The organism is Bradyrhizobium sp. RD5-C2, assembly GCF_019972155.1.
Classification (GTDB): Bacteria; Pseudomonadota; Alphaproteobacteria; order Rhizobiales; family Xanthobacteraceae; genus Bradyrhizobium.
Genome location: NZ_BOVL01000020.1, coordinates 464,284 through 488,351, shown reverse-complemented (window position 1 = coordinate 488,351; position 24,068 = coordinate 464,284). Strand labels below are relative to the sequence as shown.

The 24,068-nt window shown below is 62.5% G+C and carries 20 protein-coding genes and 1 pseudogene; 15 read left to right on the top strand and 6 right to left on the bottom strand.

Going from position 1 to position 24,068, the window contains the following annotated elements; genetic code table 11:
* The first annotated feature begins 137 nt into the window (after positions 1–137).
* From BraRD5C2_RS27160 to BraRD5C2_RS27140, 5 genes are all read left to right on the top strand, one after another.
* Complete coding sequence (locus BraRD5C2_RS27160) at positions 138–791, top strand: LuxR C-terminal-related transcriptional regulator (protein WP_223973853.1); 654 nt, start codon at positions 138–140, stop codon at positions 789–791.
* A 502-nt stretch (positions 792–1,293) separates the two neighbouring features.
* The gene (locus BraRD5C2_RS27155; RefSeq protein WP_223973850.1) at positions 1,294–2,127 is read left to right on the top strand and encodes a 4'-phosphopantetheinyl transferase family protein; all 834 of its coding nucleotides are present in this window, start codon (positions 1,294–1,296) and stop codon (positions 2,125–2,127) included.
* 151 nt (positions 2,128–2,278) lie between these two features.
* The gene (locus BraRD5C2_RS27150) at positions 2,279–3,265 is read left to right on the top strand and encodes a thioesterase domain-containing protein (RefSeq protein WP_223973839.1); all 987 of its coding nucleotides are present in this window, start codon (positions 2,279–2,281) and stop codon (positions 3,263–3,265) included.
* Positions 3,266–3,321: 56 nt separating this feature from the next.
* Positions 3,322–5,295 carry a non-ribosomal peptide synthetase gene (locus tag BraRD5C2_RS27145; RefSeq protein WP_223973828.1) on the top strand — a complete coding sequence of 658 codons (1,974 nt, stop codon included), beginning with the start codon at positions 3,322–3,324 and terminating at the stop codon, positions 5,293–5,295.
* A 184-nt stretch (positions 5,296–5,479) separates the two neighbouring features.
* Complete coding sequence (locus BraRD5C2_RS27140) at positions 5,480–6,652, top strand: acyl-CoA dehydrogenase family protein (protein WP_223973826.1); 1,173 nt, start codon at positions 5,480–5,482, stop codon at positions 6,650–6,652.
* A gap of 129 nt (positions 6,653–6,781) precedes the next feature.
* Here BraRD5C2_RS27140 and BraRD5C2_RS27135 read toward each other — a convergent pair whose 3' ends face one another.
* Positions 6,782–7,015: a hypothetical protein gene (locus BraRD5C2_RS27135; protein WP_223973824.1), complete on the bottom strand. Its 234-nt coding sequence runs from the start codon at positions 7,013–7,015 to the stop codon at positions 6,782–6,784.
* A 415-nt stretch (positions 7,016–7,430) separates the two neighbouring features.
* Here BraRD5C2_RS27135 and BraRD5C2_RS27130 point away from each other — a divergent pair, with 415 nt between their 5' ends.
* Genes BraRD5C2_RS27130 through BraRD5C2_RS27110 form a run of 5 tightly spaced genes read left to right on the top strand, consistent with a single transcriptional unit; the run spans position 7,431 to position 12,568 of the window.
* Complete coding sequence (locus tag BraRD5C2_RS27130) at positions 7,431–8,381, top strand: PDR/VanB family oxidoreductase (protein WP_223973822.1); 951 nt, start codon at positions 7,431–7,433, stop codon at positions 8,379–8,381.
* Positions 8,382–8,399: 18 nt separating this feature from the next.
* A complete protein-coding gene (locus BraRD5C2_RS27125) occupies positions 8,400–9,740 on the top strand; it encodes an aromatic ring-hydroxylating dioxygenase subunit alpha (protein WP_223973820.1) in 1,341 nt (446 codons plus the stop codon).
* Positions 9,737–10,213, top strand: a complete 477-nt coding sequence (locus tag BraRD5C2_RS27120; protein WP_223973818.1) for an aromatic-ring-hydroxylating dioxygenase subunit beta — start codon at positions 9,737–9,739, stop codon at positions 10,211–10,213. The genes BraRD5C2_RS27125 and BraRD5C2_RS27120 overlap by 4 nt, the downstream gene beginning before the upstream one ends.
* Before the next feature lie 7 nt (positions 10,214–10,220).
* Positions 10,221–11,837, top strand: a complete 1,617-nt coding sequence (locus BraRD5C2_RS27115; RefSeq protein WP_223973816.1) for an ATP-dependent acyl-CoA ligase — start codon at positions 10,221–10,223, stop codon at positions 11,835–11,837.
* Between the two features lie 2 nt (positions 11,838–11,839).
* Positions 11,840–12,568: an SDR family NAD(P)-dependent oxidoreductase gene (locus BraRD5C2_RS27110; RefSeq protein WP_223973814.1), complete on the top strand. Its 729-nt coding sequence runs from the start codon at positions 11,840–11,842 to the stop codon at positions 12,566–12,568.
* A 10-nt stretch (positions 12,569–12,578) separates the two neighbouring features.
* On the opposite strand, the gene BraRD5C2_RS27105 is transcribed toward BraRD5C2_RS27110, so the two are convergent.
* The 4 genes from BraRD5C2_RS27105 to BraRD5C2_RS27090 are packed head-to-tail and all read right to left on the bottom strand — an operon-like array spanning position 12,579 to position 17,293.
* A complete protein-coding gene (locus tag BraRD5C2_RS27105) occupies positions 12,579–13,061 on the bottom strand; it encodes a MarR family winged helix-turn-helix transcriptional regulator (RefSeq protein ID WP_092125511.1) in 483 nt (160 codons plus the stop codon).
* On the bottom strand, positions 13,061–13,555 hold the full coding sequence (locus tag BraRD5C2_RS27100; RefSeq protein WP_223973812.1) for a MarR family winged helix-turn-helix transcriptional regulator: 495 nt from the start codon (positions 13,553–13,555) through the stop codon (positions 13,061–13,063). The genes BraRD5C2_RS27105 and BraRD5C2_RS27100 overlap by 1 nt, the downstream gene beginning before the upstream one ends.
* Complete coding sequence (locus BraRD5C2_RS27095) at positions 13,555–15,120, bottom strand: indolepyruvate oxidoreductase subunit beta family protein (RefSeq protein WP_223973810.1); 1,566 nt, start codon at positions 15,118–15,120, stop codon at positions 13,555–13,557. The genes BraRD5C2_RS27100 and BraRD5C2_RS27095 overlap by 1 nt, the downstream gene beginning before the upstream one ends.
* Positions 15,121–15,133: 13 nt before the next feature.
* Positions 15,134–17,293 carry a thiamine pyrophosphate-dependent enzyme gene (locus BraRD5C2_RS27090; RefSeq protein ID WP_223973800.1) on the bottom strand — a complete coding sequence of 720 codons (2,160 nt, stop codon included), beginning with the start codon at positions 17,291–17,293 and terminating at the stop codon, positions 15,134–15,136.
* A 93-nt stretch (positions 17,294–17,386) separates the two neighbouring features.
* Here BraRD5C2_RS27090 and BraRD5C2_RS27085 point away from each other — a divergent pair, with 93 nt between their 5' ends.
* From BraRD5C2_RS27085 to BraRD5C2_RS27065, 5 genes are all read left to right on the top strand, one after another.
* Positions 17,387–18,415: a carbon-nitrogen hydrolase family protein gene (locus BraRD5C2_RS27085; protein ID WP_223973798.1), complete on the top strand. Its 1,029-nt coding sequence runs from the start codon at positions 17,387–17,389 to the stop codon at positions 18,413–18,415.
* A gap of 109 nt (positions 18,416–18,524) precedes the next feature.
* Positions 18,525–19,631 carry a cupin domain-containing protein gene (locus BraRD5C2_RS27080; protein ID WP_223973790.1) on the top strand — a complete coding sequence of 369 codons (1,107 nt, stop codon included), beginning with the start codon at positions 18,525–18,527 and terminating at the stop codon, positions 19,629–19,631.
* A gap of 44 nt (positions 19,632–19,675) precedes the next feature.
* The gene (locus BraRD5C2_RS27075; RefSeq protein WP_223973789.1) at positions 19,676–20,584 is read left to right on the top strand and encodes a fumarylacetoacetate hydrolase family protein; all 909 of its coding nucleotides are present in this window, start codon (positions 19,676–19,678) and stop codon (positions 20,582–20,584) included.
* A complete protein-coding gene (locus BraRD5C2_RS27070; protein ID WP_223973787.1) occupies positions 20,584–21,015 on the top strand; it encodes an acyl-CoA thioesterase in 432 nt (143 codons plus the stop codon). Before BraRD5C2_RS27075 ends, BraRD5C2_RS27070 begins: the two co-directional genes overlap by 1 nt.
* On the top strand, positions 21,012–21,737 hold the full coding sequence (locus BraRD5C2_RS27065) for a hypothetical protein (RefSeq protein WP_223973785.1): 726 nt from the start codon (positions 21,012–21,014) through the stop codon (positions 21,735–21,737). Before BraRD5C2_RS27070 ends, BraRD5C2_RS27065 begins: the two co-directional genes overlap by 4 nt.
* 198 nt (positions 21,738–21,935) lie before the next feature.
* Here the strand turns inward: BraRD5C2_RS27065 and BraRD5C2_RS27060 are convergent.
* Positions 21,936–23,135, bottom strand: a pseudogene (locus BraRD5C2_RS27060) (autotransporter outer membrane beta-barrel domain-containing protein); the annotation flags it as partial.
* Positions 23,136–24,068: the final 933 nt, after the last annotated feature.

Here is a 24,068-nt window from a genome sequence, read left to right as displayed (position 1 = left end):
TGCTATTTAAGATTGTAAAACTGCCGGATTTCGGCATACCCGCGATGAGAAAATTTGACTTGAATGCCTCAAAGTGAAGTAGCTTGGAGCGATATTGGGTGCCGATTTGAACTGGGGGGACTGAGGATTGGCGGGAAATGCATTTCAGTCGTGTGGTCATTGCTAGCAGATATCCCGTTGTCTTACTGGGTCTGAACTGTCTGCTGGAAGCAGAACGTGATTTCAGGGTTGCTGCTCGATGCAGCGATAGCGCGAGTTGCTTCAATGCAATTCGCGCGCTCGTGCCCGACATCGCCATTCTGGACATATCGATGCCTGACATTTTTGGGCAGGCATTGCACGTTATCGCAAATTTCCGGACTCCTGCTGTCCGGCTCGTGTTCCTCGCAACCTCCGTTGAGGATCGCGACCTCACCATGTTGGCGGAAGTCGGCGCCTTTGGCGTTATCCTGCATGACGAGGAGCCCGAAACTCTTTTGCAGACATTGCGGCAGGTCGCCGACGGCCACAGGATGCTGCCTGCGCCTTCGAGCGAGGTCGCTATCTCTTCTCGGCAGTCCGCGATTTTAGAGAAGCATCTTGCCGTACTGACGGACCGGGAGCGTCAGATCATGCGTCTGGTATCGGAGGGATTGTCAAACAAGGAGATTGGCCGTCGTTTGAAGGTAGCTGACGGCACCATCAAGGTTCATCTCCACCACATCTTTCGCAAGCTCGAGATCGGCAACAGGACAGCTCTTGCTACGCTCGCGGTCTCATACGCAGGGCAAAGCGGCTTGTCTTCCGATTAGCACGCAACCTCTTTGACTTAGGACGATATCAACCGACCTGGCGCTCGGGCGCACGGTGTGTTGGCTGACCGGTGACGGGAAGCGCAGCTTCACCGCATTGGTTTGTGCTTGACCGGCGATGGCGCCATTCAATGTCCATCGCATCGCAACTGCTCCCTCGCGCGCACGCTTTGTCCCAGGGCATGCCCCAAATGGGCCATGTCGAGATCGATCGAGTCTTTCCGGCGTGACTAGCCCAAGACAGACATAGCCCAAGACAGACACTGATCGAGGCGGCACGCGAACTCCGTCAGCGCGACAATTAGGCAGGGAGCCAAAGCGTATGAACGTCAGGGGGCCTAGGTCTTTTGATGTAGCCGTCCATACATCTAAATATCCATCAGGGCTCCTTGTCTTCGCGCTTACGTGATTGTTCAATCGAAGAAATCCGCGTGAACGGGAGCCGCCGCTCCAGAAGGAATGCTCCGGTGCGCACGAGCGCTCCTGCGATCGGAATCCAGGTATGACGCTTGACTGGCCTGAGCTCGACCTTACCCGATTTTCCGGCGCGGGCGGGGCTCGTGGGGCGTTGGCTTTGAGCCAGAATTTTCACGTTGCCTTCGCCTGCTCGGGGCCTCGATTGTTGCCGCCCGCCGAATGCGACGTCAGTCAGACACTTGTGGAGCCAGCAGCGTCCTTTCCGAGCTTCCTTGATGAAGGAGTTGGGCTGAGGGCCGGGATCATGGCGCCGGTTCTCGAGGGTGATGGCTTGGAGGTTCTCGCATGCATGCTCGATGTGAAGCAGGAGGTCGTGCGTGGGATAGGCGCCTTCCTCAGCGAAGCGGAAAGCAGACGCGCTGAAGGGTTGAAGTCGGAGCGGGATCGCCGCCGCTTTGTTGCTTGCCGTGGTCAGCTGCGCCAGATCCTCGCTTCCAGGTTGGGAATCTCGCCGTCCGATGTCGAGCTGGAATATGGACCGCTGGGTAAGCCCCAGCTCTCTCACCGCATGCCTTCGCGCAATTTGCACTTCAGCGTCTCTCGATCCGGAGACGTGGCAGTCGTCGCCCTCTCGACCGGGCGAGAGGTCGGAGTGGACATCGAGGCAGTTCTCCCCGTGCCCGAAGCGGACGAGATCGCTGCGCTGTGCTTTTCCGCCTCCGACTACGAGTCTTATGCTGCCCTCGGTCCGGACGACCGGCTGGAAGGCTTCTTCCGGCGTTGGACCCGGCTGGAGGCTATTTCCAAGGGCCTGGGATGCGGCTTGGGATACCCCAGTTCCTCGGACGAAAGGGATTGGGTTGTCCGAAGTTTCATACCCAAAACGGGGTATCTCGGGAGCGTGGTTGTTCGGAAATGAATGGTCGTCCGGACTGGAGCTTCCGCGATGTAATCATTCACTGAGGATAGCGGGGAGCCCGGCCAAGTTGCTGGAAGGGCACGCAAGTTCACTCCAAGCCGCGCTCGTTTGAGACACCTCGCGGTCGCAGTCGAGAACACGGGAATAGCCTATGCAAGCGCGCGTGACGCAGTTTTCGGAACTGCTTGCAGACCTCGCGGTCAAGGACATCAAGGTCTGGGTCGAGGGCGATCGGTTGCGGTGCAGCGCGCCGGCTGGCGCGATGACGGCGGAGCTTCGCGATCAATTGCAGGGGCGGAAGGGTGAGATCATCGCCTTTCTGAACATGGCCACCGCCACGGCCACGCAACAGCCTGCAATCATTCCCTTGCAGTCGCGCGGATCACGCACACCCATTTACGCTGTACCGGGGCATGTCGGAGCACCCTTCTCGTTCTCGGACTTGTCGAAGCACCTGGGCGGCGATCAGCCGTTCTACGCACTTCAACCGCCTGGCTTCGACGGGCAGAGCAAGCCGATGGACCGCGTCGAAGATATCGCCGAGTACTTCGCTCGCCAGATCGTTCAATATCAGCCGGTCGGTCCGTACATCATCGCTGGTTACTGCTCCGGCGGTCCAACAGCCTTCGAATTGGCCAAAATCCTCACAAAGCGCGGAGCGGACGTTCCGTGCGTCGCTCTCTTTGGCCCTCTTCACCCCACTACCCATCAGGAACTGCTGCGTCTGCTGTACTTCACTGTCTGGGGGACGATCCGATCGGTCCGGAGATCGATGGCGCAGTTGCCGACATTTGGCGCTCGTCTCCGATATTTCGGCAGTCGCCTTCGCGAGCGCGCCTTCATGCCCCTCGTTCGCAAGGAGCCTGTCACGACAGATCCGGTGCTGGCCAGCAGAGCTCTGCTCAAATCCACGGCGATGGCGGCCTTTCGGCGGTACATTCCCACTCCGTACTCAGGCCGCGTATGCATATTCCTTCCGAACAGGGCCTGGCTGCGATCGGGCGCAGCACCTCATCGATGGCGACTCGTGGCGCCGGATGCCGAATTCTATTTCGGCCCCGACGGCTGCGACGATGTCTCCATGCTGGTAGAGCCTGACGCACCTGTCATCGCAGAGCTTTATCGCCGGGCAACATAGAAGCTCAACGATTGACGTGATCTGATTTTTTAGCTTGCCGGATGGGAGCGCATTTCATGAATGAAGTCCTGCCTATCGTAGCGGAGAGCGTGGCGTTTCCTCCGCTGCAAGATGCCGATTATCGGGCGCGGGTCGTCGAGTACAACGCCACGTCGGCGCACTACCCGTCGGACAGGACAATCATCGATCTTTTCCATGATCAAGTGATGCTCAGTCCTGATGCTGAAGCGATCCGCTTTGGCGATGCAAAGCTGACATACCGGCAGCTCGACGAACGCTCCAACCAGATGGCCGCGCATCTGGGCTCAAAGGGCGTGGGCCCGGGGCGGATCATCGTTGTCTTCATGGAACACTCCATCGAGGTCGTTGTCGCGATCCTGGGCGTCCTCAAAGTAGGCGCAGCCTATGTGCCAATTGATGCGGCGACGCCGAAAGGGCGCATTGCCACAATCCTGAAAGACATTTCCAGCGGGACCGGTGAGCAAACGCCGGTGGTCATCACTCAGGCACGTCTGCAATCGGTTACCTCGCCGGAGCTTGCCGACATTTTCGTGCTCGACGCCGATTTCGCTTCGATCTTGAATCAGCCGGGCTCGGCCCGACCGTCCGCCGCGACGTCGGAGGGCATCGCCTATATCATCTTCACCTCAGGCTCGACCGGCACGCCCAAGGGCGTCGAGATCGAGCACCGCAGCCTTGTGAACTACATCTGGTGGGCCGCGCGGGTGTACAGTTCCGGCCAGCCTCTCGCATGGCCACTTTTCTCATCTCTCGCCTTCGACCTGACCGTCACAACGCTCTTCACGCCACTCATTACCGGTGGCCGAATCTTGGTCTATCTTGGCGATCCCGGGTTGAGCAACATGGTCGTGCTCAAGGTCGTGGACGACAATGCCGTCGATATCATCAAGCTGACGCCGGCGCATCTCGCGATGATCCGCGACCGCGATCTTGGGGCCACGAGATTGCGCAAGTTCATTGTGGGCGGCGAGGACTTCAAGACCGAGCTGGCTCGCGACATCACGAAGGCCATCCCTCATCCTGTTGAGATCTACAACGAGTACGGACCAACCGAAGCCACAGTGGGCTGCATGATTCATCGGTTTGACGTAGACCAGGATCAATCAGCGTCGGTGCCGATCGGCGTTCCGGCCGCCAATGCGGGAATTTACGTTCTCAGCAAGGAATATCAGCCGACCGGCCCCAACGTCATCGGTGAGATGTTCATCGCAGGCGATGGTCTCGCGAGAGGCTATTTCAATCGCCCCGATCTGACTGAAGAGCGTTTCCACACGGCCACAGATCCCCGAGATGGCTTTTCGAGGCTGCGGCTGTACAAGACGGGCGATCTTGCCCGCTGGTCCTCGGAAGGACGCCTGGAATTTCTCGGCCGCGTCGATCATCAGGTGAAGGTTGGCGGCACGCGTATCGAACTGGGCGAGATCGAAGCGCGGCTTCTCAAGCAGCCCCACGTTCAGGAATGCGCTGTCGTTGCCGTTCCCACCCCGGTGGGGAATACGGAAGATGGCGTAATCACGCGACTCGTAGCCTACTATGTCGCCTCGAAACCTCTGACCGTGGCGGAGCTGCGCGCCCACCTTGCCGAAGAACTCCTGGAGTCCATGGTTCCGACGCACTATGTCTGCCTCGAACGCATGCCGCTCACGTCCAACGGCAAGATCGACCGCGCCTCGCTTCCCGAGCCGACGGCGGACAGCATTCAGCCGGCACACGAGTTCGCCGCCCCGTCAACGGAGACCGAGAAGACCTTGGCCGCCTTGTGGTGCAGTCTTCTCAAGATCAAGTCGATCGGACGCCACGACAACTTCTTCGACCTTGGCGGGGAGTCGCTCCTCGTCGTGAGAGCGGTGGCGCGCATGCGAAAGATCTTCGGCGTCGACGTGCAGCTTCGCAACCTGTTCGAGCGTCCGACGGTGGCCGAACTGGCGGAAGTGATCGACGGGATGCGCTGGGTGGCCGACTCCAAAGCTGCACCCTCAGGCGGTCCGCGAGAAGAAATCGAACTGTAGAGCGTTTTCGAGCGAAGTGGGTACCGGTTCGCGTGAAGAAAACGCGTCAAAACAAGAAGCCGGAGCTTCGGTTCTGATTCAATCAGAACCGAAAGTGCTCTAGTCTATTGGCAGGGCCGCAGGTGGTTCTCAGTGCGCCGATACGGTCTGGACCCTGAGTGTTGGACTCATAGAACGGACGAACATGATGGACAAAGCGTGGGTACCGGAGCAAGAGCCGGGGCTGCCTTGGGCGGCTGCGGAATATGAGCTCTTGCGGGACCAGGTCCGCCGCTTTGTCGAGGAGGAGATCAAGCCCTGTGCAGATCGCTGGGAGGAGGAGGGGGGCATTCCGCGTCCGGTCCTGCGTCGCATGGGCGAACTCGGCTTCTTCGGCATCCGCTATCCGGCCGAGTACGGTGGTGCCGAGATGGACGCAGTCGCATCGACGGTCTTCGCGGAGGAACTCGGGCGCTCCACCTATGGCGGCGCCGCAGACGCAATGCTGGTCCAGGCCGAGATGGCTTCCAGCTATGTCTTTCACGACGGAACCAAATCCCAACGGGCTCGCTGGATGCCGGGCATTGTGAGCGGCGAGGTGATCACCGCGATCGCCATCACGGAGCCGGATGCGGGCTCGGACGTGAAGGCCATCCGCACGCGCGCGCGCCGAGACGGTGACTCCTACGTGCTCGATGGTACGAAACTATACATCACTAACGGCGTTTGCGCGGATCTCTACTGTGTTGCGGCCAAGACTGATTCCGCGGCAGGGAGCAACGGGATCACGATGTTCCTCGTCGAGAAGGGCACGCCGGGCTTCAGCGTGGCTCGCGAGCTGGACAAGCTCGGCTGGCGCTCCTCCGACACGGCCGAGCTCGTCTTCGACGGTTGCCGCATTCCTGCCGAGAACGTGCTCGGCGCGGAGGGACAAGGCTTCTACTCCATCATGCGCAACCTCCAGAACGAGCGCCTTGTCCTCGCCGCCATGGCGACAGGGATGGCCGAGGCGGCGATCGATATGACCCTCACTTACGTGAAAACGCGCCCCGCGTTCGGAGGCGTCCTTTGGGACATGCAGGCGATCCGGCAACGTCTTGCGATGCTTTCTGCGAAGGTTGAGGCAAGCCGCGCGCTTCTCTATGCCACCGCTTGGCGCATGGCGGCGGACGATGACTGCATGCGCGAGATCTCGATGTTGAAGGCCATCTGCGGCGAACTCGTCAACGAGGTGGTGTATACGTGCGTTCAGTTCCACGGAGCCATGGGCGTCATGCGGGAGAGCCCGATTGAGCGCATATCGCGCGACGCTCGCATCCTATCTATTGCCGGCGGCGCGACGGAGGTGATGCTGGACGTGGTCGCATCAATGTCGTGAGCTTGCTGCGGAAGCTGAAGCGATAGCGCTCGGCAACATTCGCACTGACCGCAATTGGCTTCAGACCCGAAGAGCGTCTGGCCGATCACCCAGCCTGACATCGGAGGCGGCGTCCGCGGCATGGCGGTCCTAGATGTCGCCGAGCCACCGGCCGATTTCTCTGGATCCGACGACCCGCTTTGGCTGGTGCGGATTGATCGTTCCGGCCGAAAGGCTCTTCACTCTCTGGTCCTGCGCCAGCGTCCTGGTGAACTGCTTTGCTTCCTGTTCGGATTTGAAGGTCGCAGTCCGTCGCGCGTGCCTGTCGGGTGGAGCATCGCGTTGATCAACGAAGGAGACGTACCAGACGTGGTCTTGCATCATGTGGCGACCTCCGAGATTGGGTCCAGGTGCGAAAACGAAGCTTTGCCAAGCTAAGCGGGCCGGGGGCCGGGTTCGCGGATGACGGAGGAAAATACGGCTTCCGTTCAAAGTGTCCCTAGGGTCTTTCTAAGTAATTCTTCTGAGCAGTGGGTCTTCAGTCCATCCGGTGGAAGATGATAGAGGTGTGATCGGCTTCTGGCCTCCACGCTGATGGCTTTGCCAGTTTCAGTATTCCTTCGTAGCGCCTCATCGGTAAAGCAGAAACGGCGTTCCTCCCAGGGTTCGCGCGTCCATCTCGCCCTCAAGCCCGCGCGACGCGACGGCATGGCCGGATCCGCGACCGCCATCCTGACGATTGACAGGCAATTATTACATGTATAAAAATATGCAAATTCATATAATATGAGATGCCCGAATGGACGCGCATCCGCTCAAGCTCAAGGTGCAGTCAATCGTTGCGGAGACGCCTGTCATTCGCAGCGTCGTGTTCGGTGTGGAGGGCGGTGCCGTGCCGGAGTGGCAAGCGGGCGCGCACGTCCGCGTGTTGCTGCCGGGCGGAGGCGACCGGCCGTATTCCCTGATGGCATTGCCGGACCTGCCTGACGGCGCTGTTGCGCTGGGGGTGCTGCGCGAGGAGACGTCGACCGGCGGCTCGCTATTCATGCATGCCCTTCAGGTCGGCGACGTCGTCAGCGCGACCGCGCCGGTCAACAATTTCGGTCTTCATGCGGGCGCCGCGCCGGCGTTGCTGTTTGCCGGCGGCATCGGGGTCACGCCGATCCTGTCCATGGCGGCGGTGCTGAAGGCGCAGGGGACCTGGTTTCGCCTGCACTATGCCGGACGCATGCCCGGGCTGCTGGCGTTCCTGCCGCAGTTGCAGGCAATCTGTTCGGAGGGCCTAGCGGTTCATTACGACAGCGATGCGTCCCGCCTCGACATCGCAGCAGCGCTTGGCGAGGCGCCCGTAGATGCCCACGTCTATGTCTGCGGACCGGCCGGCATGATTGACGCGGTGAAGGCGACGGCGCTCGCCAGGGGCATCGCGGCCAACCGCATCCATTTCGAGCTGTTCAAGGCGGAGCAGTCCGGCTCCCCGAACAAGCCGTTCGAGGTTGAGCTCAAGTCGACCGGGCAGGTCATCACCGTCGCGACCGATCAGAGCATCATCGAGGCGCTGGAGGCGGCAGGGCTCGACGTGCTCTATGATTGCCGGCGGGGCGATTGCGGTATCTGCCAGTGCGGCGTGATCGCAGGCGTGCCCGATCATCGTGACGTCATTCTCAGCGACGACGAGAAGGCGTCCAACAAGGTCATGCAGATCTGCGTGTCGCGTGCGAAGTCGGACCGGTTGGTGTTGGATCTCTGAGAGGAGGCAAGAGGCGCCATGGCGAAATACGGAAAGAATGCCCGCGCGATCGGCGGGCTTGTGCGCGACGCCGAGGTGCATCGCGACGTCTATATCGATCCCGAGGTGTTCGAGCTCGAGATGGAGCATCTGTTTCCCAACAGCTGGATCTATGTCGGGCATGCCAGCCAGTTGTCGAAGGCCGGCGATTTCATCACCGCCAATATCGGCCGGCAGCCGGTGGTGGCCAGCCGCCATACCGACGGTTCGATCCACCTGTTCTACAATCGCTGTCCGCACAAGGGCGTCAAGATCGCCTCCGAGCCGTGCGGCAACACCGGAAAGTTCTTCCGCTGTCCCTATCATGCCTGGTCGTTCAAGACCGACGGCTCGCTGCTCGCGATCCCGCTGAAAAAGGGCTACGAGGGCACCGGGTTTGCCGACACTCAGGCGAGCGGCGGGCTGTCGAGAATCAGGAATGTCGTCGTCTACCGCGATTTCATTTTCGCGCGCCTCAGCGAAAACGGCGTCGGCTTCGAAGACTATTTCGGTGAAAGCCTCTCGACCATCGACAACATGGCCGACCGCTCGCCGCTGGGGAAGCTCGCCGTCGAGGCCGCGCCGATCCGCTACATGCACACCTGCAATTGGAAGATGCTGGTCGAGAACCAGACCGACACCTGCCATCCGATGGTGGCGCATGAGAGCTCGGCCGGCACCGCCATCAAGGTCTGGCAGCGCGAACAGGGCGACTCCACGGAAAAGCCGATGGCGGTGCAGCTCTATGGCCCGTTCATGAGCCCGTACGAGTTCTACGAGCAGAGCGGCATCCGGATCTGGCCCAACGGGCATGGCCATACCGGCGTCGCCAATTCCATCCATTCGAACTATTCGGACGTCGAGGGCTATCTCGACCAGATGGTCGCAGCCTATGGCGAGACGCGGGCCCACGAGATTCTGGGCGAGGTCCGGCACAACACCGTTTATTTCCCGAACATCATGGTCAAGGGCGCGGTGCAGATCCTGCGCAATTTCATCCCGATCGCGGTGGACAGGACGCTGGTGGAGAGCTGGGTCTATCGTCTGGTCGGAGCACCCGACAAGCTCTACGAGCGTGCGCTGATGTACAATCGCTTCATCAACGCGCCGACCTCGATCGTCGGGCACGACGATCTCGAAATGTACGAGCGGGCCCAGGAAGGGCTGAAGACGAACGGCAATCAATGGGTCAATCTGCGCCGGCTCTACGAGAGCAGCGAAGAGCCTGACGTCACCGCCGTCATCAACGGCACCTCGGAGCGCCAGATGCGGAACCAGTTTCATGCCTGGGCCAAATTCATGACCATGGACATGGACCAGGGCGTCGGGGCCGCCGAATGATCAGCGAAAAGACCATCACCGATTTCATCTATCGGGAAGCCGACCTGCTCGACACCATGCAATGGCAGGCGTGGCTTGACCTGTTCCACCCCGAGGGGCGCTACTGGATGCCGCTGGAATGGCAGCAGCAGGACCCGGTGCTGCAGCCGTCGCTGATGTACGAGGACCTGATGCTGATGAAGGTGCGCATCGAGCGACTGGCCGGCGAACGCACCTTCAGCCAGAAGCCGAAGAGCCGCTGCCATCATCTGCTTCAGGCGCCGCAGATCCTTGCGTGCGATCCGGCCGCCGGCATATTCAAGGCAAAGACGTCCTACATCTACACCGAGACGCGCGGCGACACGCTGGAACGCTTTTCGGGCTGGGCGTCGCACGATCTTGTTCAGGTCGGCGATGACCTCAAGATCAGGCTCAAGCGCATCGATCTCGTGAATTTCGACGCGCCGTTCGGCAATATCCAGCTTTTCATGTGAGTGCGCCTTGACCACAGCGACTACTGTCTACGCCCGCTTCCGCGAGACCGCCCTCGACCGGGGTGAAGCGGGCTTTCTCAACGTGCTGCCCGAGACGGCCGAGATCTACGGCATCGCCGCCGGGGAGATTTCGTACCGTGCCATGCTCGAACGCGTCGAGCGCTGGCGCGCGGCGTTCGCGAGCCGTGGCTACGGCAGAGGCCATCGTGTCGGACTTCTGCTGCAGAACCGGCCGGTGTTCGTCGAGCTGTGGTTCGCGTTGAACGCGCTCGGTGTGTCCGTGGTGCCGATCAATCCGGATCTGCGGGTCAGCGAGCTCGAATACATCATCGCGCATTCCGAAATGAATGCCGCATTCGTGCTCGCCAAACGACGCGACGAGGTCGAGATGGCGGCGCGCCAAGCCGGCCGGCCCATTCCGGTTGTGACCGACGACGGCGAGATTCCAGCCCCGTTCGGCGGCGCACGGCCGGCGAACGCCGGCGACGGGTCGAGCGAATGCGCGCTGCTCTATACATCGGGGACGACGGGCCAGCCCAAGGGCTGCGTGCTGACCAACACCTATTTCCTGTATTCGGGAGACTGGTATCGCGATGTCGGCGGATTGATCGATCTCAAAAACGATGGCGAGCGCATGATCACGCCGCTGCCGCTGTTTCACATGAACGCGATGGCGGTGTCGCTGATGGCGATGCTGACGGTCGGCGGCAGCCTGACGATGCTCGATCGCTTCCATCCGCGGAGCTGGTGGAAATCGGTACGCGACAGCCGGGCGACCTGTCTGCATTATCTCGGCGTCATGCCCTCGATGCTGATGAGTGCGCCGCCTGCGGATGAAGACCGTGCGCACAGCGTGCGGTTCGGCTTCGGCGCCGGCGTCGACAGGCTGCTGCACGCGCCGTTCGAGGAGCGCTTCGGCTTTCCGTTGCTCGAGGCCTGGGCGATGACCGAGACCGGAAGCGGCGGCGTGATCGCCGCCAATATCGAGCCGCGCAAGATCGGCACGAACTGTTTCGGTCGTCCGGCGCCCGAGGTCGAGGTCCGGATCGTTGGCGACGGCGGCGACGACGCGCCGGTGGGAGCGCCGGGCGAGCTCTTGGTGCGGCGGGCGGGGGATGATCCCCGCTACGGCTTTTTCAAGGAGTACCTGAAGAATCCGGAGGCCACCGCCGAGGCCTGGAAGGACGCATGGCTGCATACCGGCGATATCGTGTCGCGCGATGCCGACGGCGATCTGCATTTTGTCGATCGCAAGAAGAACGTGATCCGCCGCTCCGGCGAGAACATCGCCGCGGTCGAGGTCGAATCCGTGCTCAACCGCCATCCCGCGATCCGGCAGGCCGCGGTCGCGGCGACGCCCGATCAGCTGCGCGGCGACGAGGTCGCCGCCGTCATCATCACCGAGCGGCCGGGAGCAGACCGCGCGCTGGCCGAGGACATCGTACGCTGGAGCCTCGAGCAGATAGCCTATTACAAGGCGCCGGGCTGGATCGCGTTCGTCGAAAAACTGCCGCTGACCGCGACCGAGAAGATCCAGCGCGCCGGGTTGAAGGAGTTCGTCGCGAGACTGATGCGCGACGGCGCGTTCTTCGATCTTCGCGACCTCAAGCGGCGGCAGGAGTGATCATGAGCCAGACCCGCACGACACTCATCACCGGCGGCAATTCCGGGATCGGCGAGGCGCTGGCGAAGAAGCTCGTCGGCGAAGGACAGCGCGTCGTCTCGGTCGGGCTTGAGAAACCGGACTGGACCCACGACCTGCTCACCGCCTATCGCGCGGATTTGACCAGCATGGCCGAGACGAGGGCCATTGCCGAGGAGATCTGCCGGGATCATGCGGTCGACTGCCTCGTGCACAATGCCGGCGTCATCCTGCCGAACCTGCTCGCCGATGCGAAGCCGGAAGACATCCTGACGCTGGCGCAGTTGCATCTCGCCGCACCGATGCTGCTGACCCAGGCGGCGATGGAGGGAATGCGGTCGCGGCGGTTCGGGCGGATCGTGTTCGTGAGCTCGCGCGCCGCCATGGGCGCCGCCACGCGCTCGGCCTATTCCGCGACCAAGGCCGGCGTGCACGGCATGGCGCGGACGTGGGCGCTGGAGCTGGCGTCGAGCGGGATCACGGTGAACGTGGTCGCACCGGGTCCGATCCTGACCGACAATTTCTGGGGCGTCGTCCCGAAGGATTCCGAGCAGCAGGAGCGGATGGCGCGCAACGTTCCGGTCGGGCGGCTCGGCTCACGCGAGGACGTGGCGCACGCGATCAGCTTCTTCCTTGACGAGCGCTCGGACTTCGTGACCGGACAGGTGCTCTATGTCTGCGGCGGCACCAGCCTTGCCGGGCTCAGTCCCTGATCCTGTGCGATCAGATCTGATTCTGGCGGATGTTCTCGACCATCTTGGCCAGCACGCGGGCGCACACCTCGATCTCGTCGGGATCGATCCCGACGGTCAGCCGGTCGTAGTTGTTCTCCATGATCGGCCAGATCTTGCGCAGCAGGGCCTCACCGTCCGCCGTCAATCCGACGACCCGGCGGCGCTGGTCTTCCTCGGCGATCTCGCGCTTGACGAGGCCCGATGACACCATCGACTCGACCATGCGGCTCGCGGTCGACTGCTCGGTGACGGCCAGAACGGCGATCTCGTTGACGGTCAGGGTCTTGTAGATAAACAGCACCGACAACGTCCGGAACACGACGTTGTTGATGTTGTGCTCGCTGAGATCGCGGTTCTGATCCAGGTTCCAGCGATTGGCAAGCCGGTTGAAGAGATACGGGATGTAGCTTTGCAGCTGGTCCCGGGTCCGCGGTGGACCGGATTTCCATCTGCTCCTGGAATCTTTGGCCATTATGTCTTGCGACCCTGCTTCTTGCTTTCGCTGCCAAGTTTCGAGGAGAGCGACCGCAGCACCGACAGTGCGGTCTCCAGCTCCGGGGCGGGAATACTTTCGAGCCGTTCGCTGAGATGCCGCTTGTGCACGTCAGCCGCCTTCCTGAACAGTGCTTCGCCCTTTGGCGTCAGGCGCACGATGAACGATCGGCGGTCTTCGCTCGACATTTCCTTGCTGATCAGGTCGTCGGCCAGCAGGCGCTGCACCAGGCCCGAGACGTTGCCGCCGGACACTTTCAGGTTCTGCGACAATTGCCCGAGCGCCATTCCGTCCCGGTAACGGTCGAGCTGCGCCAGCACGTCGAACTTGGCCAGCGACAAGCCGAACTCCGAGCTCAGCATGGAATTCAGCGATGCAAACAGGTCGCCATGCAGCGACAGCAATTGCAGCCACAGCCGGGTTTCAATCAGCCCGAATACGGCAGCTGTGCTCTCCTTAAGTGCTGCCGGCATCATGCAAAACTCTTGATGGTCTGGATCACGCCGTCGAGCTCCTTGCCCGCGCTGTCCTTCAGCGCGGCTTCGCGCAGTCGGCGCGCCCAGTCGGCGGCATCGTCGCGCGGTGCGACCAGCTTGATCGCGGCCAGCGTCTTGTCGAATTTCGACAGGCCGCGGCTGTGGGTGTCGGAATAGCCCTTGACGAGGCGCCGGCATTGCAGGATCTCGACGCCCAACTGATAGTTTGCTCGCACGGCCTCCGTCGCGGCCTTGAGCCATTGGTCCCGGTGGGCCGTCTCGGTCGCGTGACGTAGTGAGCGCCGGCGCATGCCGCGAAGTCCGCCGACGACATAGAGCGCGACGAACGACAGCAGCGAGTAGGTCCGCACCCGGCGTCCCTTGTTGACGCGACGGTCGAGCCAGCCGAGCAGGCGCGGCTTGGCGCCAAGCCAGCGGCCAAGGCCCGCCGGGAGCATGCCCATGACCTCTTCCATGCGGGGATGCATGAACTCGGTGGTCTGCAGCACCTGGCCCTCGGACAATGCGAGCTCACCCTCGATCCGCGCACGGCGGCTGGATCTGGTCTTGAGGTCGGCAACGCGGATGACGTCATCATAGCTCATGGCGTTGGCGAGATATTTTGCGGCGGCCTCGGTGAAGGCGAAGTTTCGTTCTGCGCCTCCGGAGCTGCGATCGGCGGCGTGGAGCTTGCCGAGGATGTCGAGATATTCGCCGCCGTAGGCGACGTCCTGGAAATCGACGACCTTCTTCAGCCCGGCGCGGCCCATGGCCTGCACGGCATCGGGCAACTCCTGCGTCAGTCGGGCGGCGAGGCCGGCAAGACGGGGATCCAGCGCGGCCGGGGAGGAAGCAGTGTCGGCTACCTCCGATTGCGCCGGCGGCGCCGGGTCCGGAGATTTCGACTGCACCCGGTCGAACGCCGCCTCGAACGCGCGGACGCTGGCCTGTGCGCCTTTATCGCCGGCGCGGATGACGTCGAGATAGCTCTCGCGGCTGAAGCTGAGCACGCCGGCGCCGGCGAGCGCGCCGAACATCGCGGCCGAGATCACGCTGCCGTTGGCGATCGCCAGCGCGTTCATGTCAAAGATGATCTCGGTCTTGGCGGCGATCCCGATGGCGCCGGTCACCGCGCCTCCGTCGGCGATGCCATTGCCCGGCGCGATCTTCTCGCCGATCGCGAACGTCCGGTGATTGGATGCAATCAGCGTGGTGCGGTCCGGCGTCACCAGGCCGCGCAGGATCGAGCGGCCGGCTTCCATGAATTCCGCCGCCATCACCACGTCGACGTCGCCGGGTGTCGGCATCAGCGACAGGATCGGCTTGCGGCCATCGAGCGGCGGCATCGCCTCGATATAGTAGATCGTGGCGCCGGTGCGCTGGGCGACGCCGGGCACCGACGTCGATTGCGCGACCCAGCCGTGGTTCTCGGCGAGCTGGACGATCCAGTCGGTGAGGACGCCGCCGCCCTGGCCACCCATCGCGACGATCGCGATCGAGATCGGCCGCTCGGTCGCGTCACCTGCGGCAGGAAGCGCCAGCTGGACCGTCTCGTCTCTCATGCCAAGGCCTCTCTCACGCTAACGCCCCGAGCGCCGGACGCCGGCGATCGCGTCGCCGCTGCAGCCAGCCGATCACGGCCATGGCGACCTTCGACTTGAACTTGTCCCAGCCGGTCGGATTGTGAATGACGTCCGCGCGATAGAACGACGGACACAGCACGGCGGCATCCGCGACCTCGCCGCAATTGCCGCACCCGACGCAGGAATTGTCGATCGCCGCGACGGGATCATCGCGCAGGGGATCGTCGAGCTGCTTGACCGAGAGCGATGGGCAGCCGGAGAGGCGGATGCAGGCGTGGTCGCCGGTGCAGACGTCCTCATCTACGCCAAAGCGTTCCTTCACGGTGCGAACGCCGTTCTTGATCGCCTTGCTGATCTGCGGCTTCACGCGGCGCTGCTTGTTCAGCATGCATTCGGAGGAGGCGACGATGACCTTCGGGCCCTGCTCCTTGGTCGTCAGCGCCTCCTTCAGCGTGTCGCGCATCCGCCCGACATCGTAGGTGCGATCGATCTGCCGGACCCATTGCCCGCCGATGCCCTTCACGGCCTGCACGATCGAGTTGTTGGTGTTTCGCCGCTTGCTCGTCGCGCGCGACGACAGGATGTCCTGACCGCCGGTCGCCGAGGTGTAGTAATTGTCGACGATGATGAACACGCCGTCATGCTTGTTGAAGACGGCGTTGCCGATGCCGCTGGTCAGCCCGTTGTGCCAGAAGCCGCCGTCGCCCATCACGGCGATCGAGCGCTTGTCGGCCTTGACGTTGAACGCCGAGGTCGAGGCCGGGCCAAGGCCAAAACCCATGGTGGTGGTGCCGATGTTGAAGGGCGGCAGGATCGAGAACAGGTGACAGCCGATGTCGGCGGAGACGTGGTGCTCGCCGAGCTCGCTCTCGACCAGCTTCATGGCGGCGAAGATCGGCCGCTCCGGGCAGCCGGTGCAAAGCCCCGGCGGACGCGCCGGCACGATTTGCTTCAGCTTCTCGATTTCGGGGTGGTTGAGCACGGGGCTCGCGTCCGGCGCCGGCGGTCGATTGCCGAGCAGCCGCGGCTCGGTCTTCTCGATGAATTCTCTGATGCCACCGAGCAGCACCTGCGCGGTGTAGTCGCCACCCATCGGCAGCACGTCCTTGCCGTGGATGCGCGCCTGGATATCCCTGCGGCGCAGCACCGTGTTGATTGCCTGCTCCAGATATTCCGGCTGGCCTTCCTCGACGATCAGGACGGCGTCCTTGTCGAGGCAGAATTCGGCGACCTCGGTGTCGATCACGGGGTAGGTGACGTTCATGACGTAGAGCGGGACCTGCGTGTTGCCGTAGGCATCCGACAGCCCGAGATATTGCAGTGCGCGGATGACGTTGTTGTACATCCCGCCCTGCATGATGATGCCGACCTTGCCCTGCTTCGGCCCCATCCATTCGTTCAGCCTGTTGTCGCGGACGAAGTTGATCGCCGCAGGCATCCGTGTCTTGATCTTCTCCTGCTCATGCTCGTAGGCCGCCGGCGGCAGCACGATGCGGCCGACGTCGCGCTTCGGATTGTTCAGGGCGTCCTTGATGGTGTGGGCGGGCTTGACGTTGTCCTTGCAGGCAAAGCTGCCGTGCATATGACAGGCGCGGACGCGCACCTCCAGCATGACAGGGGTGTTCGAGACCTCCGAGAGCTCAAAACCCTTCTCGATCAAATCGACGATGCATTCATGGTCAGGACGGGGATCCAGTAGCCAGATCTGCGATTTCATCGCAAAGGCATGGGTGCGCTCCTGCATGATCGAGGAGCCTTCGCCGTAATCCTCACCGACGATGATCATCGTGCCGCCGGTGACGCCGCCGGAGGCGAGATTGGCCAGCGCGTCGGAGGCGACATTGGTGCCGACCGTCGACTTCCACGCCACCGCGCCGCGCAGCGGATACATCACGGAGGCCGACAGCATTGCGGCTGCCGCCGCTTCATTCGCAGAGCTCTGAAACACGACGCCGAGATCATCGAGCACGTCCTTGGCGTCGGCCAGCACGTCCATCAAATGCGAGATCGGCGAGCCCTGATAGCCGCCGACATAGGCAACGCCGGATTGCAGGAGTGCCTTGGTGATGGCGAGGATGCCTTCGCCGCGGAAGGTGTCGCCGTCGCCGAGCCGGAGATCCTCGACCTCACGAGCAAAAGACCGTTCAGCCATTGCACCCTCCAGAAATATGCGATAGCATACGTTTACATGTAAAGTAAGTCAAACGCTGCGCCCCGATTATGAGCCGGCGACAGGGTAGGGCCAATGCTGAAGCTGCCGCGCTTTCGTGCCGCCGCCGTCCAGGCTTCACCTGTCTATCTCGACGCAAGCGCGACCGCCGACAAGGTCGCCTCACTGGTGCGTGAGGCGGCGGCGAACGGCGCGCGGCTGGTCGCATTCCCCGAAGTGTTCGTACCCGGCTATCCCTATTGGAACTGGATCACCGATCCCGTCACCGGAAGCGCCTGGTTCGAGAAGCTCGTCAAGGCGTCGGTGCTGGTGCCGGGTCCCGAGGTCGACGTCGTCCGCAAGGCGGCGCGCGATGCCGGGTGCTACGTCGTGCTCGGCGTCAACGAGCGCAGCCCGGTGTCGCTCGGCGCAATCTACAACACGCTGGTCTTCATCGGCCCGGACGGAGCGTTGCTCGGCAAGCACCGCAAGCTGGTGCCGACCTGGGCAGAGAAGCTGACCTGGACCGGCGGTGACGGGTCGAGCCTGCGCGTCTATGACACCGAGATCGGGCGCCTCGGCGGGCTCGCCTGCGGCGAGAACACCAACACGCTCGCGCGCTTCGCGCTGCTAGGGCAGGGCGAGCTGGTTCACGTCGCAAGCTACATCTCGCTGCCCGTCGCGCCGCCGGACTACGACATGGCGGAGGCGATCAAGCTGCGCGCCATTGCCCATTCCTTTGAGGGCAAGATCTTTACGATCGTTTCCTGCTCGACGGTGTCGGAGGAGATCATCGCGGCGATGGAGACCGTCGTCCCCGATGCCCGGGCGCGGCTGCAGCGCAAGTCGAGCGCATTCTCCGGCGTGATCGGGCCGGACGGTCGCCTGGTTGGCGAGCCGCTGATCGACGATGAAGGCATCGTCTATGCCGATATCGACCTCGAGCGCTGCATCCAGCCGAAGCAGATGCACGACATCGTCGGGCACTATAACCGGTTCGACATCTTCGATCTGCGGGTCAATCGCCGTCCGCAAACACCGCTCGGCCTCGCGGAAGGCGAACGTCTGGCGGCCGATGCCGCGGAGCAGGCGAACTTCGTCTCAATTCCAGGCAGGACGGAATGATGGGACGTGTCGATCCGACGACGCCTCCTCGCCGTCGTCCTGGCGAACGCCGGGACGATAGTCATGGATGTGGCGACAGGACGTCATGAGAAAAGACTTGGAGGACAGGATGAGCGAGAACGTCATCGGCCGGGCCAATGTCGAGGATACCCCGGAACTCAAGGCCTACTACAGGGACCTCGAGAAGTTCGAGGCGGCCGCGTTGTGGACGGTCGCCAACAAGATCGAGCCGTGGCAGCCGCAGTCGGCGTCCGTTCCCGTTCTCTGGCGCTACAGCGATCTGCGTGAGCACGTGTTGCGCTCGGTGGAGCTGGTCTCGCCGGAGAAGGCGGGACGGCGGGTGATCTATCTCAACAATCCCGGCCGCCGCGACGTGTCGGCCGCGGTCGGTTGGCTCTATTCGGGCTTGCAGGTGATGCATCCGGGCGAAGTGGCGTCGGCCCATGCGCATTCGGCCTCCGCCCTGCGCTTCATCATGGAAGGCGAGGGCGCCTACACCATCGTCGATGGCCACAAGATGACACTTGGCGCGCGGGATTTCGTGCTGACGCCGAACGGCACCTGGCACGGGCATGGCGTCGAGGAAAACGGCTCGGTCTGCATCTGGCAGGATGGGCTCGACATTCCGCTCGTCAACGCGCTGGAAGCCAATTTCTTCGTCGTGCACCCGAAGATCCAGCAGGAAGAGTCGGGTTATCCCGTCGACGACATGACCAAGACCTGGGGCAATCCGGGCCTTCGGCCGGCGGGCTCGCGATGGTCGAACGGCTATTCGCCGATGTTCAAATATGAGTGGGAGCCGACTTACGAGTCGTTGCGGAAGTACGCCGCCGCCACCGACGGATCGCCCTATGACGGCATCCTCATGAACTACGTCAATCCGATCACCGGCGGACATGTGATGCAGACCATCGGCGCGAGCATGCAGTTGCTGCGGCCAGGCGAGAAGACCAGGTCGCACCGCCACACCGGAAGCTTCGTCTACCAGGTCGCCAAAGGAAACGGCTACTCCGTGATCGGCGGCAAGCGCTTCGAGTGGCAGGAGCGCGATATCTTCTGCGTTCCCTCCTGGGCCTGGCATGAGCACGGCAACGCCTCCGCGAGCGAGGACGCCTGCCTGTTCTGCTTCAACGATCTGCCCGTCATCGAGGGGCTCGGCCTCTACCGGGAAGAGGCCTATGGCGACAATGCCGGCCACCAGTCGGTCGCGGCCTGACGTTTCCCCGCAGAATTCAACCCGAATAATCGGATCAAGCTCTCATGCGTCTTGTCACCTACACCTTGGGCTCCAGCGGTGCCCGGCTTGGGGTTGTCGTCAACGGTTTGGTTGTCGATGTCGAGCGGCTCGGTGCGTCACGCGGTCTGGTCTGGCCGGGCGATATGCTCTCGTTGATCGATAACGCCGTCACCTTGCTGCCGGCGTTGAAGGAATGTCTGGACAGCGCCAACGGGGCGCTGCCGGTCGGCGCTGCCGTTCCGCTCGAGGACGTCAGGCTGCAAGCGCCGATCCCGCGTCCGCGGAAGAACATCTTCGGGATCGGGCTGAACTATCGCGCGCATGTCGCGGAGTCCGCCAAGAGCCTCGACACCGACAAGGATCTGCCGAAGCAGCCGGTCGTGTTCTCCAAGCCGCCGACCGCCGTGATCGGACCGGGAGCCGCGATCCAGCACAATGCCAGCATCACCCGGCAGCTCGACTGGGAGGTCGAGCTTGCCGTCATCATCGGCAAGACCGCGACGCGCATCCCGGTCGAGAACGCGATGGATCACGTCTTCGGCTACTCCGTGATGATCGACATTTCCGCGCGCGACAATCGCCGCGCCGGGCAGTGGATCTTCTCCAAGGGCATGGACACCTACGCGCCATTCGGCCCGTGCATCGTGACCGCCGATGAGATTCCCGATCCGCATGATCTCAGGCTGTGGCTGACCAAGAACGGCGTCATGAAGCAGGACTCCAACACCAAATACATGGTCTTCGATATCCCCGCCCTGATCGCCGACATCTCGTCCGGCATGACGCTCGAGCCGGGCGATATCATCGCGACCGGAACGCCCGAAGGCGTCGGCGCCGGCATGAGTCCGCAGGAATGGCTGTGGCCCGGCGATGTGGTCGAGGCCGGTGTCGACGGCGTCGGCGTCATCCGGCACCCCGTTGTCGCGATCTGATGACCTCGTTCTCGTTCGATCGCGAGTTGAGGTTCGGGGACTGTGATCCATCGGGGATCGCCTATTTCCCGTCCTACCTGAATATCCTCAACGGCGTGGTCGAGGAGTTCTGGACCACGATCGGGTTTCCCTGGCCGGAACTGATCACGGTCCGCAGGATCGGGACCCCGACCGTGCATCTGACCTGCGACTTTTCACGGCCGTCGAAGTTCAGCGAACGCCTGATGTTTGGCCTCTGCATCGCCAAGATCGGCCGCGCGTCGCTCCATCTCGCGCATGTCGTGACGGGCGCAGATGGCGAGCGCTGGCGGGCGCGGCAGATCCTCGCCGCGACGTCGCTGGTCGATCATCACGCGGTCCCATGGCCCGATGACGTCCGTGCGGCTCTCATGTCGCACCTGCAAGCCGGCGAGGAGAGGGCTGCATCATGATCTCGCTGTTCATGACGTTCTCCGATCCGAAAGGCGAGCGGCGAATGCACGCGGGCGATCTTGCGGCTGCGGCGGGCATGGTGGGGTCTACTCCGGGGATGGCCGAGGGACTGCTGTTTACGCCGCTGGAGCAATCGGTCGATCATCCCTACAAGGCGGATGGGTCTGGGCCGGTATTTGCTCTGCAACTGCGTTTTCCGGACCTCTTTGCCTGCGAGGCCGCGATGGACCGCGGTGGTGTGCTCGCGGGTCTTGCGGCAGGTCGCGGACTGCCGAGCCTAGCCGGATTGGACGTGACGCATCAGGCGATGGTGACGCGCGCCTTTCCGGTCGACGACGCCGCGCATGCGAAAGGCACGGTCACGCCGTGCAGCTACCTGGTGCATTACCCCGGGCCGGCTGACGACATGAATGCCTGGAATTTGCACTATCTGGAGCATCATCCGTCGATCATGCGGACCTTCCCTGAGGTCCGCCAGATCGAGATCTACACGCGCATCGATTGGGTCGACCGGCTACCGTCGCAGCGGGTCGAGTACATGCAGCGCAACAGGCTGATGTTCGACAGCCCGCAAGCCCTTGCGCGCGCGCTGAGCTCCGACGTGATCACGCGCATGCGCGCGGATTTCGTCCGGTTTCCGCCGTTCGCGGGCGGCAACAAGCATTTTCCGATGCTGACGAGGATCGTGCGGCCAAAGAGGTTCGCGGGTGTGGATCCATAACCCGCGGCCAGCCACGGCCGGATGGATGCGAGTTGGACGAAGGCAAGGTAGTTTCCCGCAGGGAGACGCTTCCGGGGTAGAAGCGGACATCAGCCAGCCGCCGACAATCACCGCTGAAACCGTCGAAGACGACCCTCAACGGACATATGTCGGACATCGCGCCTCGGCCGAAAGGTACCAAATCCGGAAGTTGGCAACTCACCACGAATACCGGACCACGCCCTTGCCGGCGCAGCTGGTGGTCACGTTGGAGAACTCACCCTCGAAGCTGCCCGCGGCTGACCAACCGTTCAGCCACTTCTTCCCGACGGAAGCGGTCACGAGCGCAGCGTCTCTCGCCTGCCGCGCGCCGTTAACGACAAACGACGCGCCCGGCAACGTCTGGAAGGTGGCGTCGACGCTTCGGTCGGGGTTGTAGTCATGCGCCCAGGCGGCGCGACCGCGCAAGGTGAGCACGCCGTCTTCCATCGCGAGCGATTTATCCGTGCGCAGGCCGAGTTCGCTGCGCGTCGCCGTCACTGTCTTGGCGGCATAAGCGAGTGCAAATGTGTTGGCGCCCACGATCACCCGCTCCGCATAGGCAGGTAGGTCGAGAGTGGTGAATTGGCCGGCAGCGTATGGCGTCAGGCCGATGCCCAGCGACACGAGGCGATATCCGCCCTCGACCCTGCCGGACCACACGTTGGCATTGAACTTCGCTTGCAACTGGTCGAGACCCGCAATGGTCACCGTGCGGTTGGTCGTGATATCCTGCCAGCCATAGGCCAGCGCGCCAGAGAGATAGGCTGCACCCATGGTGTGACGGACGAACGCGCCGGCCTGGAACAGGTCAGAGCGGCCCGAACCGAGCCCGTTTGCGACGCTGAAATTGGTGCCCCCACCGGCGAGTGCGAAGCCGGCCAGCGTGTTCGGCGATATCCGATAGTCGGCGCCGACGGCTGTGCCATAGAGGTTGCTACTGGTGTTGTTGGAACCCAGCACCGCATTGCCGCTGGTGGTTTGCGAACCGCCATAACCCGCGGCCCACACGTTCCAGCGCTGCGCAAACGGATCGGCAACGGGCGCCTTGCGGTAGATCGCGGCATCGCTCGGATTGCGCTTGGCCGCATAAGCTAGGCTCTGCTCGTCGGCATAGCCCACCGGGCCACCGCCATCCGACACGTCATCGCCGCGCTCGGCAATGAACGGATCGGTCATCACGCCAATGAATTGGTTCATGGCATTGAAGGTTGATTGCTGCGAGCCGGTCGCGGGCTCGCCCGACACCTGCGACAGCGCGGAGGCTAGATTGCCGCCGGTGAGACCAAACAGCGTACCGAATCCAGGCGACTGCGCTCCACCATTGTTGAAAGAAGCATTTAGCGCAGTCGCGACGCTCCCCTGATTGCGGTTCAGTCCCAACGTATCCAGAGCGAATTGCGTGGAATCGGGGACGGACTCCGTAGAAACGAACGTTTGAAAGAACAAGTCTGAATAGCAGGGATTGCCGGGACAAGTGACCGGCGGAGAGTAGAGCTGGCCACCCGAATAAGGATTCGGGCGGACTCCAAACGTCCCGTCTATGCCAAAATTCGTTCCTGGTCCGGCAATCAAGCGGATGGCGAGTACCTCGCCGGCCGTCACATGGATGGGACGGAAGTCGAATGCGTATGCTTTGAGTGAGTTGGGATCAAAGGCGCGGCTATTGGAATTATAGATGAGAGGTTGGTAAGTAACGGAACTTGCGTTGATTGAACTGGTCGCAAGTACAGTAGAGCCTGGCAAACCAGAAACAGTGTTAAGCAGCTGGACCGTCAGCGTCCCCTGAGCGCCGTTCTGATAGCTGTTAATATCAACGGCGACGCCGGTTAGTCGACCACCAACACCAACGGTAAAAGTTTGCGCAGAGCTACTCACTACAAACTCACCATTGAACAGGCCGCTGTAGGACTGATCTACGATTGGACTGGCATTGCTGCCACATGAGATCACCAAAGACATAGCGATGATCGCCACGAGCTTCGATTTCATTTTTCCAACCCACCACAATACGTCGAAACACATGACCGTATGCCCGCGCAACCCCAAGTAGGGCAACGGCTATTTCTAATTCTCTCAACTTGACAGTCGTTATGGTTTTATGCTGCCGGGTCGCGACGACTGAGCTGGACACGCGTCGATCGGATCACTCGCAAGCTTCTGCTGTCGCAGTGCGGGTCCTTCCGCTCGGGGCCACGCTCAGCGGGCCCGTTTCCGCATTTGGCCTATCGCGACATACTGCGCTGCCGCACGAACTATGGTCGCTATAGGAGCACAGCCGACGCAGTCATCAGCCACATGACGCCGCCGCGC

Coding starts and splice junctions, on each gene's coding strand:
- BraRD5C2_RS27150 (WP_223973839.1), top strand. CDS start 2,279: ATGCAAGCGCGCGTGACGCAGTTTTCGGAACTGCTTGCAGACCTCGCG.
- BraRD5C2_RS27145 (WP_223973828.1), top strand. CDS start 3,322: ATGAATGAAGTCCTGCCTATCGTAGCGGAGAGCGTGGCGTTTCCTCCG.
- BraRD5C2_RS27075 (WP_223973789.1), top strand. CDS start 19,676: ATGCGTCTTGTCACCTACACCTTGGGCTCCAGCGGTGCCCGGCTTGGG.
- BraRD5C2_RS27070 (WP_223973787.1), top strand. CDS start 20,584: ATGACCTCGTTCTCGTTCGATCGCGAGTTGAGGTTCGGGGACTGTGAT.
- BraRD5C2_RS27080 (WP_223973790.1), top strand. CDS start 18,525: ATGAGCGAGAACGTCATCGGCCGGGCCAATGTCGAGGATACCCCGGAA.
- BraRD5C2_RS27155 (WP_223973850.1), top strand. CDS start 1,294: ATGACGCTTGACTGGCCTGAGCTCGACCTTACCCGATTTTCCGGCGCG.
- BraRD5C2_RS27105 (WP_092125511.1), bottom strand. CDS start 13,061: ATGGCCAAAGATTCCAGGAGCAGATGGAAATCCGGTCCACCGCGGACC.
- BraRD5C2_RS27160 (WP_223973853.1), top strand. CDS start 138: ATGCATTTCAGTCGTGTGGTCATTGCTAGCAGATATCCCGTTGTCTTA.
- BraRD5C2_RS27090 (WP_223973800.1), bottom strand. CDS start 17,293: ATGGCTGAACGGTCTTTTGCTCGTGAGGTCGAGGATCTCCGGCTCGGC.
- BraRD5C2_RS27100 (WP_223973812.1), bottom strand. CDS start 13,555: ATGCCGGCAGCACTTAAGGAGAGCACAGCTGCCGTATTCGGGCTGATT.
- BraRD5C2_RS27125 (WP_223973820.1), top strand. CDS start 8,400: ATGGCGAAATACGGAAAGAATGCCCGCGCGATCGGCGGGCTTGTGCGC.
- BraRD5C2_RS27120 (WP_223973818.1), top strand. CDS start 9,737: ATGATCAGCGAAAAGACCATCACCGATTTCATCTATCGGGAAGCCGAC.
- BraRD5C2_RS27110 (WP_223973814.1), top strand. CDS start 11,840: ATGAGCCAGACCCGCACGACACTCATCACCGGCGGCAATTCCGGGATC.
- BraRD5C2_RS27135 (WP_223973824.1), bottom strand. CDS start 7,015: ATGATGCAAGACCACGTCTGGTACGTCTCCTTCGTTGATCAACGCGAT.
- BraRD5C2_RS27130 (WP_223973822.1), top strand. CDS start 7,431: ATGGACGCGCATCCGCTCAAGCTCAAGGTGCAGTCAATCGTTGCGGAG.
- BraRD5C2_RS27085 (WP_223973798.1), top strand. CDS start 17,387: ATGCTGAAGCTGCCGCGCTTTCGTGCCGCCGCCGTCCAGGCTTCACCT.
- BraRD5C2_RS27140 (WP_223973826.1), top strand. CDS start 5,480: ATGATGGACAAAGCGTGGGTACCGGAGCAAGAGCCGGGGCTGCCTTGG.
- BraRD5C2_RS27095 (WP_223973810.1), bottom strand. CDS start 15,120: ATGAGAGACGAGACGGTCCAGCTGGCGCTTCCTGCCGCAGGTGACGCG.
- BraRD5C2_RS27065 (WP_223973785.1), top strand. CDS start 21,012: ATGATCTCGCTGTTCATGACGTTCTCCGATCCGAAAGGCGAGCGGCGA.